Below are 13,003 nucleotides of genomic sequence, written 5' to 3' on the forward strand. Positions count from 1 at the left end.
AGCCTCAGGCAGGGCGGTGGATGCCGTGGTATGTCCTTTTCTCGAGGACATGGAGCACGGCGGTTGTGACAGCTGTCAGCAGCAGGTACAGGACAGCGGCTGCAGAAAACATGGTAAAGGAGTCTCGCGTTGCGGTACGGGCCATGTCTGCCTTGTACATAAGGTCGTGCACACCGATGACTGAGACTAGGGCGCTGTCCTTCAGCAGAACGAGGAACAGGTTCCCCAGTCCAGGAAGGGCCAGCCTCCAGACCTGGGGCAGTATAATGCGACGGAACACAAGAAAGCGCCCCAATCCTATAGCCGTACCGGCTTCAATCTGCCCCTTGGGGATTGATTGAAGGGCGCCACGGAAAACTTCGGTGGCATAGGCGCCAAAGGTTGTGGCCAGTGCTAGGCATCCGGCCGCAAAAGGTTTCAGTTCTAGGGGCCACCCCGGAATCAGACCCAGAAGCCAGGAACCACCATAGTAGACCAGCAGGACGACTAGCAATTCCGGTAGTCCGCGCAGAACGATTGTATAGAGCTCAGCCAGCCCCCGCAGGGGCGCAGGGCCATAGACCTTAGCCGTTCCGCCGGCCATGCCCAACACGATACCAATGCACACAGAAACCACAGAGACCTGTACGGTTACAAGAAGACCTTCTAGGAGTTGTGGGCCAAAGCCGTATAGCAAGATACAATCCTCTACGGTCGGCGACCTTTGCTCCTGCCATCAGGAGATGGGTTGCCGTGGTGATATTCAGTAGATGTCAAACGGGAAGTAACGCGCGTTGATCTTTGCGTAGGTTCCATTTTCGCGAATAGTCTTGAGGGCGCTGTTCAGGCGTTCACGCAGGGCATCCCCCTTGCGCACGGCAATGCCAACCTTGTCACCATCGTAAAGAACCGGACCCTTGAACTCGAATTTCTCCCCCATTTTCGATTGCAGCCAGTCATAGGTGACATAAACATCGGCAATGATGCCATCCAAGCGCCCGGATGCCATATCGGAAAAGACTTCCTCTTGGCCGGCATAGAGCTTCAGGTCTACACCCTTGTAGTTCTGTTCAAACCAGATTGCTGCAAATGTCGCGCGTTGGGCACCAATGGTCTTCCCGCGCAGGCCTGCCTTGGATATATCCAGCGGCTTGTTCTTCGGGCCACTGAACTGTAGCTTGTTCGAGTAGTAAGGGCTTGTGAAATCAACTGCTTTCTTGCGTTCTTCAGTAATCGACATCGACGCAATGACCGCATCATACTTTCGTGCCATAAGGCCGGGGATAATGCCGTCCCAGTTCTGGGTGACAACCTCGCACTCCGCCTTCATGGTTTTGCACAGGGCCTTGGCAATGTCGACATCAAAGCCGACCAGCTCTCCCTTGCCATTGACGCTGCTGAACGGGGGGTAGGTCCCCTCGGTTACAATGCGGATCTTTTCGGCAGCAATAGCGCCGGATGCAGACGCAAAAGCAAGAACCGCCGCCATGATACAGCTGACAATTTTTTCCACGAGATGCACCCTCCTTGCGTTTTCGGGGTTGTGATTGACTGTTTTTATGATGCCGCTCAGGACAGGTGACTGGAAAGGAACTGACGTAGCCGGGGTGATGATGGGTTGACCATAACCTGAGACGGATGCCCCTCCTCTTCTATTCGTCCTTGGTGCAGGAAGACAATCCGGTTCGAAACATCACGGGCAAAGCTCATTTCGTGTGTGACAACCAGCATTGTCCGGCCTTCCTCGGCCAGTCCACGCATGACACCCAGCACCTCTGCCACCAACTCGGGGTCCAGCGCACTGGTAGGTTCGTCGAAAAGGATAACCTGCGGATCCATTGCCATGGCCCTGGCTATGGCCGCACGTTGCTGCTGCCCACCGGAAAGATGGGACGGGTGTACGTGGCGTTTGTCTGCAATGCCGACCTTGGCCAGAAGAGCTTCAGCCTTTTCATTTGCCTCCCGCCGGGAGAGGCCAAGAACTTGGATGGGGCCTTCAGACACATTCTCCAAGATGGTCATGTGTGGCCACAGGTTGAAGTTCTGGAAGACAAAGCCCAAGCGGCGACGCAGTGCGGTCACCTGCCGTTCGCTGGCAACAGCCATGCCCCCGTTACGGTTGGGGCGCATGCGGATTTCTTCTTCCCCAATACGGATCGTGCCTGAATCCGGTACTTCCAATAGGTTCAGGCATCGCAGGAACGTACTTTTACCGGATCCCGAGGAGCCAATGACAGATATGACGTCGCCTTCAAGGGCTGTAAGGGAAACGCCCTTCAGGACCTCCAGTCCATGATAGCTCTTGTGGATATTGTCGGCAACTAGGGCAACAGACCTGTTGTCAACGGGGATTGCTTCACTTTGCACCGTATCCTCGACAGCGGGAGCCGGAGCGCAAGAATCTTGCTTTTGCCCCGGAATTGCAGAAGAGGGCCTGTTCTGTGCCAGTTTGCAGATCTTGTCAAGAATGTTTGTTTTCATTTGATTTGCAATACCCTTGAATTGCATCTTATTTTACTCACGCTGATCCTAAATTCAGCCCCCATTGCATAGTTTATCGTGTTGCCTCTCTCTCCATGATGCTCATTATACCGCATCTTTCTACATGTATTTATCTATTGGTCATCGTTATGGCATACGATTATCGTCTCTATGCATCATACGAGTAGTTGTTTTCGTCATAATGACGAAAAATTACATCATTATGTTAATTCATACCCATTTTAGACTCTGTGATCCTTGTTGCTTGGAAGCGCGGCAGTCCTGTACGTTCCCCACGTATTTAAGGGTGTGGTCGGGTGCTTGGGCATGAAAAACATAAATTTGACGTCTGATAATGTTGATGGCTGTTCGCCGGAGATCCTGCAGGCCTTGACGGTGGCATCGGTTGGCAGTGCGGCTGGCTATGGCGCTGATGACTGGACAGCCCGGGCCCAGGACTCTTTTCGTGAGGTGTTCGAGAAGCCTGATCTGGTCATGTGGCCTGTTATAACGGGAACTGCTGCCAACAGCTTGGCTCTGTCTGCCCTGTGCCCACCCTGGGGGAGTATTATCTGTCAGCAGGACAGCCATGTAATGGGTGATGAGGCTGCTGCACCGACGGTTCTGGGTGGTGGGGTCCAGATGATCCCTGTTCCGGGAGAGCAAGCCAAACTGTCACCCGAAGACGTGGAGGCGGCCTTTTCCCGTTCCTCTTCCCATGGGATTCATCGTGCCAGAGCTGCGGCTGTGACCCTGACGCAGGCTACCGAATTTGGAACGGTTTACAGTCTTGATGAGATCGAGGCGGTATGTTCTGTTGCTCGGCGTCTGGGGCTGGCTGTGCACATGGACGGCGCACGTTTTGCCAATGCTGTTATGGCCACGGGTGTTTCTCCGGCGGATATGACCTGGAGGGCCGGGGTCGATGCCTTGTCGTTCGGGGCAACCAAGAACGGAGCATGGGCTGCAGAGGCGGTTTTGTTCTTTGACCCCCGGCATGCTGACACCTTCGGGCATCTGCTGAAGCGGACCGGCCACCTTCTCAGCAAGAGCCGTTTTGTCGGTGCCCAGCTGGAGGCAATGCTGGATGATGGGCTCTGGCTGCGTAATGCATATAATGCCAATGCCATGGCCGCACGCCTTGCTGCTGGTCTTGCCGATCTCCCGGGTGTGGAACTTGTCATGCCGGTTCAGGTTAACGAGGTCTTTGTGCGCCTTGCCCCGGGCATGGCCGATGCGCTCTCTGCATCCGGCATGGGTTTCTGTCCGTGGGCAGACCTTGGGCCTGATGTTGTCCGTATGGTTTGTTCCTTTGCCACCAGCGTCGAGGATGTAGACAGTGTCGTTGAAATGGTGCAGGCCCTTTCCGTGTCCCTGTCCGGTGTTGGTTGACTCTGTCTTTACAGCGTCTCCACGTCGTCCTAGAACTGGCCATCCAGGATTATGAACGTCCGCTGTGCCCCAGTCTGAAGAAGTACCCCCATGAAGACAACCAATGATATCCGCGCCACTTTTCTTGACTATTTTGGTCGTCACGGCCATCAGGTCGTTGAGTCAAGCCCGCTGGTTCCCCGCAATGATCCGACGCTGATGTTCACCAATGCGGGGATGGTGCAGTTCAAGAATGTCTTTACCGGCCAGGAAACGCGCCCATGGACGCGGGCAGCCAGCTCGCAGAAGTGTGTCCGGGCAGGGGGTAAGCACAACGATCTCGACAATGTGGGGTATACAGCCCGTCATCACACCTTCTTTGAAATGCTGGGGAATTTCTCTTTCGGTGATTACTTCAAGGAAGAGGCCATCCATCATGCTTGGACGCTGGTGACCCGTGAGTTTGGTCTGCCTGCTGACCGGCTTCTGGTGACGGTGCATACTTCGGACGAGGATGCTGCTGGGTTGTGGCGTCGCATATCAGGCCTGCCGGACAGCCGTATCATTCGCATTCCGACGATGGATAATTTCTGGATGATGGGGGAGACGGGGCCGTGTGGTCCGTGTTCGGAAATTTTCTTTGACCATGGTCCGGGTATCGCCGGTGGCCCTCCTGGCAGCGCCGATCAGGATGGCGACCGTTTTATCGAAATCTGGAACCTCGTTTTCATGCAATTTGAACAGGTTGATACCGAAACCCGGATCAATCTGCCCCGACCGTCCATTGATACGGGGATGGGTCTGGAACGCTTTGCCGCTATTCTTCAGGGCAAGCACGACAATTACGATATTGATCTGATGCGTGGCCTGATTGAAGCTGTTGCCGATGTCGCCAATACGGATCCGGATGGTCCGCACAAGGTAAGCCACCGTGTGATCGCCGACCACCTGCGTGCAGCATGTTTCCTGATTGCCGATGGTGTTCTGCCGTCCAACGAAGGGCGGGGTTATGTCCTGCGCCGGATTATGCGCCGGGCCATGCGTCATGCTCATATCATGGGGTGTCGGGAGCCGGTCATGTACCGCTTGGTGCCTGCCTTGCTGCGGGCCATGGGCTTGGCATTCCACGAGCTGGAGCGTGCCCATGTCCTCATTGTCGAGACGCTGCGTCTGGAAGAAACCCGGTTCCGTCAGATGCTGGAGCGTGGTCTTCGCCTGCTGGATGCGGAGAAAGAGCGGCTACCCTCTGGTGGGACCTTGCCTGGCGGTGTGGCCTTTACGCTGTACGATACTTATGGCTTTCCGCTGGACTTGACCCAGGACGCCCTGCGTGGCGAGGGGTATACCGTTGATCTGGACGGCTTCCATGCAGCCATGGACCAGGCGCGTGAGAAGGCGCGCAAGTCTTGGGCTGGCTCGGGTGAGGCGGCGACAGATGCTGTTTGGTTCGAGTTGCGTGAGAGCGTCGGGGCGACCGAGTTTCTGGGGTATGCCACCGATGAGGCTGAGGGCAAGATCCTTGCCCTGCTTGTCGATGGCAAGCGTGTGGACCGTGCTGAGGCGGGCCAAACCGTTTCTGTTGTGGTGAATCAAAGCCCATTTTACGGCGAATCCGGTGGTCAGGTCGGTGACCGTGGCGTCATTGCTCTTGTCGAGGGTGCTGGGCGTGTATCCGTAACCGATACCCAGAAGAAGCTGGGTGACCTGATTGTGCATACTGGCGTTGTGGACGAGGGAACGCTTGCTGTTGGTGGTGCCGTATTTCTGAAAGTGGATACGGAAACCCGCTTGGCTATCCGGGCTAATCACTCGGCAACACACCTGCTGCACACAGCCTTGCGCCGGCGGCTTGGGGAACATGTTACCCAGAAGGGATCTTTGGTTGATGCTGATCGTCTGCGCTTTGACATTGCGCATCCCCGTGCGGTGACCGCTGCGGAGATTGCCGTTGTCGAGGCTGATGTCAATGCGGCGATTCGGGCCAATGTCGAGGTTGTCACCCGTCTGATGGATCCTGATTCCGCGATCAAGGCTGGTGCTATGGCCTTGTTTGGCGAGAAGTACGGCGATGAGGTGCGCGTTGTCAGCATGGAGGATGTGTCAACGGAGCTGTGCGGCGGCACGCACGTTAACCGTACCGGCGATATTGGCTTGTTGCGGATTGTGTCTGAGAGTGCTGTGGGTGCCGGTGTGCGCCGGATCGAGGCGGTCACCGGTCGGGGGGCTCTGGAATGGATTTCTGTTCGCGAGGGCCTGTTGTCCAAGGCGGCTGAGGCACTGAAGGCTGCCCCCGCAGAGGTCCCGGATCGTGTTGCCGCGCTGGTGGAGGAGCGTCGCCGGCTTGAACGTGAGCTGGAAGACCTGCGTCGGAAGGCTGCTCTTGGGGGGGGAGTAGGTGGACAAGGGGTTTCACCTGTTACGGTTGATGGCGTCTCTTTTGTGTCGCGCTTGTTGGATGATGTGCCGGGCAAGGACCTCAAGGGGATTGCCGATGATCTTATGCGCCAGATTGGATCGGGGGTTGTTGCCTTGGCTTCGTCCTTTGAAGGAAAGGCGAGTCTGGTTGTGGCAGTCTCTCCCGATCTAAGTGGTCGTTTCAATGCCGTAGATCTGGTTAGGGCCGGTTCGTCTGTTGTTGGTGGAAAGGGGGGTGGCGGTCGTCCTGACATGGCCCAAGCCGGGGGGCCGGATGGTGCCGCTTCCGGGGCGGCGCTGGAGGCGATCCGGTCCAGCCTTGCTGGCTGAGAAGGCCGGAAAATGGCGGTTGGGGGCGAGGTAACTTGCTCTCTGCTGCGGTGCACAATTTCCGGTCTTGACTTTTAGGGGAAGGGAGAGCACGTTTGTCTCATGCTGCGATGCAGTGTAAACTGTCTTCCTCTATAAGGCTTGGCCCTGTTTACTCTGGGCTGTGCCTGCGAATGCCCCCGGGAGGGTCCGATGTTCAGGTCATTTGACGACGTTGTAAGTTTCAACAAGGCCAACGTTGATGCTTTTGTCCAGTCCGGGAACCGTCTGGCCGCCGGAGTGGAGGAAATCGCCAAGGAGGTCTTCGGTTATACCGGAAAGACACTTGAGGTTGCTGTGCAGGGTAGCAAGGCTTTGGCTTCCTGCAAGAATCCGGATGATATGGCGCGTGTGCAACAGCAGTTGGCGCGGGAGAGCTGGGACAAGGCTGTGGCCCAGTCTTCAAAATTGTCCGAGATGGGCGCCATTGTGGCCCGCTCGGCGCTTGAGCCGATCCAAGCGCGTTACAAGAGTGCCGTTGAGACCATGGGCTGACCATATTATCCCTGAATTCTGACCTTGATACCCGGCCGGGGTTTCCTCCGGCCGGTTTTTTGTTTTCCGGCCTACATTGTTTTCTGTTGGACATGCCCATTATCATCCCTATGGAATCGGTAGTTCCCTTCTGATGCAATAAGGTACTTGAGCCTTTCCTCGGGAGCGTCTAGGGTAGGGTCCATTTTTCCGGGGACGTGGTGAAATGGTAAACACTGACGACTTAAAATCGTCCGACCTATGGTCTTGCGGGTTCAAGTCCCGCCGTCCCCACCATTATCTTTCTGTGTGGTAATAAAGGATGGTGGCAAGCCCCTGAAGAGGGACAAGGATCACTTTTGGTGGGTAACGGAAGAGTTATAGATTCTTTTGGTTGAAATCCCTGCGTGTTCAGGGCAGGTCTATTTTCGGTTGTTTATATATCGCCGAAGATTGTATTGGCTCAGGTATGGCAGGAGTGTCGGGAGCGTCCGGCAGGGGACAGACAATTATGGCAGGTCAGGTACCCGCTTTCCATCGCGCGTCAGATCCGGCCCATCTTGTGTCCGGACAGCGTCATCTTGTCGAATTGTTCCTGTCTTCTTTCTTTATCAACGTGGTTGCCTTGGCATTGCCGCTGTCAATGTTGCAGATCTATGATCGCATCTTGCCTAATCATAACATGGCAACCCTTGATCTTCTGGCGTTGGGTGTTATCAGCGCCCTGATCCTTGAAATGCTGTTGCGTACCTTGAGAGAAGGATTGGCTGGTCTTGTGTCAGCCCGCTTTGAGCATCGTGGTCATTACGAAAGTTTGCGCAGGCTTTTGTCTCTGCCCATGTCCCGTTTCGAGAAAGACGGGGGGGGGACTCATCTGGAGCGTCTGTCATCCGTGGATAAGCTGCGGGATTTCCATGGCGGACGGATGCTGTTGGCTTTGGCGGATTTGCCTTTTATCGTAATATTCCTGTTGGTCATTCTTTTTCTGGGCGGGTGGCTTGTTTTCGTTCCTATCCTGATGACGGCTGTGTTTGTCATGGTATCCCTGCATCAAGGGGACAAGCTGCGGTCTGCCACGGAGGAAACGGGTGAGCAGTATGAGCGCCGCTTCAATTTCATGCTGGAGACCCTGTCAGGCATCCAGACGGTCAAGGCCCTGTCTGCCGAGGCGCAGATGCTCAGGCGTTTTGAGCGTCTCTTGGAGAACGCAATAAGTGGGCGCCACATCCTAGCTATTCGCCAGGGAGCCGTACAGATGATGGGGGCTATCTTTACCCAGGCCTTGACGGTGGGGACGGTTGCCTGTGGGGCTATGCTGGTCGTGGACCACCAGATGACGGTTGGGAGTTTGGGTGCCTGTACCATGCTGGCCGGGCGCATTGCTCCCCCTGTGCAAGCAGCTTTGTCTGTCTGGCTCCGTCGTCAAAGCAATACGATGGCAGAGCAGAGGGTTGCCGAGACATTCGCTATTGCCTTGGATGAGGACAAAGATCCCTTGCTTATCGACAAGGGTGTTCTGACGCTGGACAACGTCTGTTATGGGCGGAGGCCTGATGGATCGTGGCTCCTTGATTCTGTGTCCCTTACCTTGCGTCCGGGGGATTCCATCAGTATTCGTGGTGCCAATGGCAGCGGCAAGTCCCTGTTGTTATGGTTGATGACGGGTCACCTTGTTCCCGAACAGGGGCGCGTTCTGGTTGATGGGCAGGATCTTGCCCATGTGCGCCGGGACGATCTGTGGCAGGCGACAGGCTTTCTTGGCGAGCATGGCGAACTTGTTGCCGGTACTTTTCTGGAGAATCTAACTCTTTTTGATCATGAAAGGGAGCGTGCAGCGCTTGCTGTGGCTGAAGAACTTGGCTTGAATGAGTTTGCCGCGTCCTTAGCCCAGGGGTTTGATGCTCCGCTGGGTGGTCGTATCGGCAGTGCCTTGCCCCGTGGGGTTATCCAGCGGATATCGATTGCAAGGATATTGGCTCTCGATCCTGCTGTTATCCTTTTCGATGATGCGAATACGCTTCTGGATGGGGCATCGGACCAGCTGTTGATGCAGGCCATGCAGCGTCGGATGAAGGATCGCGCTTTTGTCATTGTGAGTCACAGGCCATCGACATTGAAAATAGCCCAGTGTCATTATGAACTGGTTGCTGGTCGTCTGGTTCCATTACCGGGTCCTGATGGTGTGATCCGCGCGGTTCCTCCGGAACAGGGGGCGTGAGCGTGGTCATATCCGATGGTGGTGTTGTCGATGGCTACAGCATGAACAAGGGGATAGGAGTCAGGGTGTCGCCAGAAGAGACTGGCCCTGATGCTGCAGGTGCGGGTCCGGTACGCTACCGTTCCCGTCCGCTGGAGCTTCCCGATGAGTCATTGCTGACCCGCAATGACCTAGGGCTTTGTCTGCCTGTTCTTCTACGTGCGTTGGGTTGGGACGGAGATACCCGCCATTTGGTTGAGTCCCTGCCTTACTTTGGGGGCCCCTTGGACCTGACCGGCCTGCGTCGGACCATGGTTGATCTTGGTTTCTCCAGTGTTCTGAGGAGTGGGGTTGTTTCATCCATCCCGGACCGGGAACTGCCTTGTCTTTTTCTCCCTGAAGATGCGGATGCCTGTGTTGTTCTGTCCCGGGAACACGATGGCCTGCATATTTTTATGCCCGGTTATGGTGTTCAGGTTATTGATGACGTGAACCCTGGCGTTGCCCTTGTCTTCCAAGCTATTGAAGATCCTGATGCCCGGGCGGCTTCCTTGCGTGAAGGATCGTGGCTGGGTGGCATCCTGATGCGGTTTCGTCCCCATCTTTGGATTGCCCTTGCCCTGACGGCTGTTATCACGTTACTGGCGATTACATCCCCGCTGTATGTGATGGCGATTTACGATAGGTACATATCGTCTGGTTCCCTTTCTACTCTGGGGTCTCTTGTTCTGGTCATGATTGTTGCTCTGACAGGTGAGCTTGGTGCCCGATCTTTGCGTACAAGGCTGCTAGCCCGAGTCGGTGCGCGAATCGATATTTTGGTCGGGCGGGCTGTTTTCGAGCGCCTTTTGTACCTTCCACCGAGTGTTACAGAAGGGGCCAGCGTTGGTGCACAAGTGTCCAGGGTCAAGGACTTCGACACGGTACGTGAGTTTTTGACCGGGCAGAGCGCCCAGTCTGTCCTTGACGTTCCCTTCTCGCTTCTGGTAATCGCCAGTATGTACATTTTGGCCGGTTGGCTTGGACTTGTACCGACAATTGGCGCGCTTGTCCTTGTTGCTATGGGTTTTCTGGCCAGAGAGCCCTTGCGTCGTCAGGTAGCCGAAGCTGCGCGGGCCACTTCAAACAGGCAGGAACTTGCTATTGAGGCGGTGCGCCTTCATCGCCTGTTGCGAACGACGGGTGCGTTCTCTGTGTGGTTGAACCGCTACCGCATTCGCTCTGCGCGGGCAGCGCGGGCTAATTTCGGGACCAACCAGACGGTTTCCTTCTTGGCTGTTGCCGCCCAAGGCGTTGTCATGTTGTGTGGCGTTGCCACGTTGTGGTTTGGCGCTGTGGCTGTCCTCGCCGGTGTGATGTCCACGGGTGGGCTTATTGCCTCGATGATCCTGTTGTGGCGCGCCTTGGCGCCGTTCCAGGCCGGGTTTATGGTTCTGGCTCGTTCCGAGCAGGTGCATTCCAGCATCCGCCAGATTGATCGGTTGATGGAGATGATACCCGAGCGTCCGCCTCATGCCTTGGTTCGCCCGGTGCGTGAACTGGGTGGTAGCATACAGGTCAGTCGCTTTAGTCTGCGCTACAGCCAAGATAGTGAGCCGGCCCTTCTTGGCGTCAGCTTTGAAGTGAAGCCTGGTGAGGTGGTCGCCGTTGTTGGTCGGAATGGTGCTGGTAAATCAACCCTGATCAAGGCGTTGGCCGGTGTTCTCAAGGGCCAGACCGGCATGGTCAAGGTTGATGGTATGGATATCCGTCGCTTTGATCCGCTGGAGTACAGAAGGGTTATTGCTTGGTGTCCGGAAGAGCCAGAGATCTTTCGGGGTACGGTGATCCAGAATATTCAGCTGGCTGACCCGTCGGCATCCTTGGCTGACATTCAGGAGGTGGCCTGTCTGGTTGGCTTGGCCGATGACCTGAGGGAGCTGCCTGATGGTCTTGAAACACGGTTTGGTGACCAGAAGGTTGCCTCTCCCAGTGTGCGAACTCGTATAGCCCTTGCCAGGGTTTTGATGCGCAAGGATGCGCCGATCGTTCTTCTGGATGAACCGGCGGGTGGGTTAGATGCCGCCGGTGATGAGGCCTTGATGAATGTGATCCGCCGCTTGCAGGGCAGGGTTACGGTTATTGTGGTGACGCACCGTCCCAGCCATGTCCGTCTTGCAGACAAGCTTCTGGAGCTGCGTGATGGTCAGGTTGTGCGTTTTGTGGATGTTGAATCGCTGACACCCTCCCGACCAGCTCCCTCAGCGGGGCAGGTAGAAAAGAGTGATGGAAAAGGACAGAAGCCTGATAATGGCCCCTGACAAGGTAGTACGAACAGCAATAGCCCATCCGGTTGTTGAGCGTGGCCGTCGTCGGCAGCGTCCTCAAGCCCATGTTGTGCACTTGGAAGAAGATATCAGCGACCATCGTCGTGGGCTGCTGTTTATCGTTGCTGCTATTGTCTTTGCATTTACTGTTTGGGCCTCTACGCAGCCGGTTGCCGAGACGGCAGTGACATCCGGTCAGGTTGTGCCTGTCGATCCTGTTCTGAAGATCCAGCATTTCGAAGGCGGGATTGTCCGTGAGGTTCTGGTGCAGGAAGGCGATCACGTATCCATGGGTCAGCTGTTGTTGCGTCTTGATCCGGCCGCCTTTGAGGCAGAACAGGGTCAGCTGTTGACACGTCGTGCCTTCCTAGAGTTCCAGCTGGGGCGGTTGCGTGCCTTCGCAGCAGGAGAGGATGTGGACTTGTCCTCTCTGTCTGGTGGCAACTTTGCTTCTATTGGAGAAGATCAGCAGGCCATTCTTGCGGCGCAGATTCGTTCCCTGAAGGACAGGCGGTCTGTTTTGCAAAGCCGGCTGGGGCAGCGCAAAGCGGAAGAGGCAGGGCTGGTGCAGCAGCTTCAGTCTAGTGCCAAGGAAGTTTCAGCCCTCTCGCAGGAACGGGATGTTTATCGCCGTCTTTTCCAGCAGGGGATTGGTTCCAAGATCAGTATGTTGCGCGCGGAGCGGGAACTTGCCGGTCGGCAAGCAGAGCAGTCCCGGATGCAGGGGCAGCTGGAAAGCGTTCGCGGCAGTATTGCCGAAGTGACGCAGCAGCTGATGGAGCTTGAAAGCAGCGGTCATGAAGAGACGGTAAACCGTATCGGTGCTGTGGCCGCAGAGCTTGCAGAAGTTGAGGAGGCCTTGGGGCGGGCTCGTGACAAGGTGAATCGGCTGACGGTTACGGCTCCGTCTGATGGTGTGATCAAGGGGCTTGCCGTCAGGCATGCTGGCGAGGTCGTGACGCCTGGGCAATTATTGGCCGAAATTGTACCCGGTGCTGGGGAGATGGTTGTCGAATCTCGTATAGCAACAAAAGACATTGGTGCGGTTGAGGTTGGTCAGACTGTGCGGGTCAAGGTAACAGCTTTTGATTATGCCCGTTACGGAAGCATTGATGGAACCTTGGAATTAATATCGGCCACAACATTTTTTGATGAACAGGGACAACCTTATTACAAGGCTCGTATCCGTTTGTCCCAGAACTGGATCGGAAAGATCCATAACAGGCTTTTGCCTGGCATGGTTGTGCAGGCTGATATCTTGACCGGCGAAAAAACGCTGATTGAGTATCTCCTGAAACCAATCTACGTAGCGGCAACCCAAGCCTTCACAGAGCGCTGAGAAAGACAGTTCTGTACGGGTTTCCAAAACACGTATACACATTAAGGCTTGCTGCAACCCTTGCGCGGGGTA

General features: G+C 55.8%; 9 protein-coding genes and 1 tRNA gene. 7 read left to right on the top strand and 3 right to left on the bottom strand.

The features are described from left to right. Nucleotides 1–4: 4 nt before the first annotated feature. The 3 genes from AY555_RS04260 to AY555_RS04270 form a co-directional block, all read right to left on the bottom strand. A complete protein-coding gene (locus AY555_RS04260) occupies nucleotides 5–676 on the bottom strand; it encodes an ABC transporter permease (RefSeq protein WP_082811853.1) in 672 nt (223 codons plus the stop codon). 66 nt (nucleotides 677–742) lie between these two features. Beyond that, nucleotides 743–1,492 (bottom strand): transporter substrate-binding domain-containing protein, encoded by a 750-nt coding sequence (locus AY555_RS04265; protein WP_245176957.1) that lies wholly within the window; start codon nucleotides 1,490–1,492, stop codon nucleotides 743–745. A 56-nt stretch (nucleotides 1,493–1,548) separates the two neighbouring features. After that, the gene (locus tag AY555_RS04270; protein ID WP_082812059.1) at nucleotides 1,549–2,460 is read right to left on the bottom strand and encodes an ABC transporter ATP-binding protein; all 912 of its coding nucleotides are present in this window, start codon (nucleotides 2,458–2,460) and stop codon (nucleotides 1,549–1,551) included. A 327-nt stretch (nucleotides 2,461–2,787) separates the two neighbouring features. On the opposite strand from AY555_RS04270, the gene AY555_RS04275 reads away from it, so the two are divergent. The 7 genes from AY555_RS04275 (at nucleotide 2,788) to AY555_RS04305 (ending at nucleotide 12,931) form a co-directional block, all read left to right on the top strand. After that, nucleotides 2,788–3,852 carry a threonine aldolase family protein gene (locus AY555_RS04275; RefSeq protein ID WP_066133885.1) on the top strand — a complete coding sequence of 355 codons (1,065 nt, stop codon included), beginning with the start codon at nucleotides 2,788–2,790 and terminating at the stop codon, nucleotides 3,850–3,852. A gap of 90 nt (nucleotides 3,853–3,942) precedes the next feature. Beyond that, nucleotides 3,943–6,576: an alanine--tRNA ligase gene (gene alaS, locus AY555_RS04280; protein ID WP_066133888.1), complete on the top strand. Its 2,634-nt coding sequence runs from the start codon at nucleotides 3,943–3,945 to the stop codon at nucleotides 6,574–6,576. Between the two features lie 192 nt (nucleotides 6,577–6,768). Continuing rightward, entirely contained in the window at nucleotides 6,769–7,110 is a 342-nt protein-coding gene (locus tag AY555_RS04285; RefSeq protein ID WP_066133893.1) for a phasin family protein, read from the top strand. A 191-nt stretch (nucleotides 7,111–7,301) separates the two neighbouring features. Then, nucleotides 7,302–7,386, top strand: a tRNA-Leu gene (locus tag AY555_RS04290). Nucleotides 7,387–7,600: 214 nt separating this feature from the next. Further along, nucleotides 7,601–9,307, top strand: a complete 1,707-nt coding sequence (locus AY555_RS04295; protein WP_066133898.1) for a peptidase domain-containing ABC transporter — start codon at nucleotides 7,601–7,603, stop codon at nucleotides 9,305–9,307. Next, nucleotides 9,304–11,586 carry a peptidase domain-containing ABC transporter gene (locus AY555_RS04300; protein ID WP_066133901.1) on the top strand — a complete coding sequence of 761 codons (2,283 nt, stop codon included), beginning with the start codon at nucleotides 9,304–9,306 and terminating at the stop codon, nucleotides 11,584–11,586. Before AY555_RS04295 ends, AY555_RS04300 begins: the two co-directional genes overlap by 4 nt. Further along, nucleotides 11,576–12,931, top strand: coding sequence for an HlyD family type I secretion periplasmic adaptor subunit (locus AY555_RS04305; protein WP_066133905.1), 1,356 nt, complete (start codon nucleotides 11,576–11,578; stop codon nucleotides 12,929–12,931). Before AY555_RS04300 ends, AY555_RS04305 begins: the two co-directional genes overlap by 11 nt. Nucleotides 12,932–13,003 lie beyond the last annotated feature (72 nt).

The organism is Haematospirillum jordaniae, from assembly GCF_001611975.1.
GTDB lineage: Bacteria > Pseudomonadota > Alphaproteobacteria > Rhodospirillales > Rhodospirillaceae > Haematospirillum > Haematospirillum jordaniae.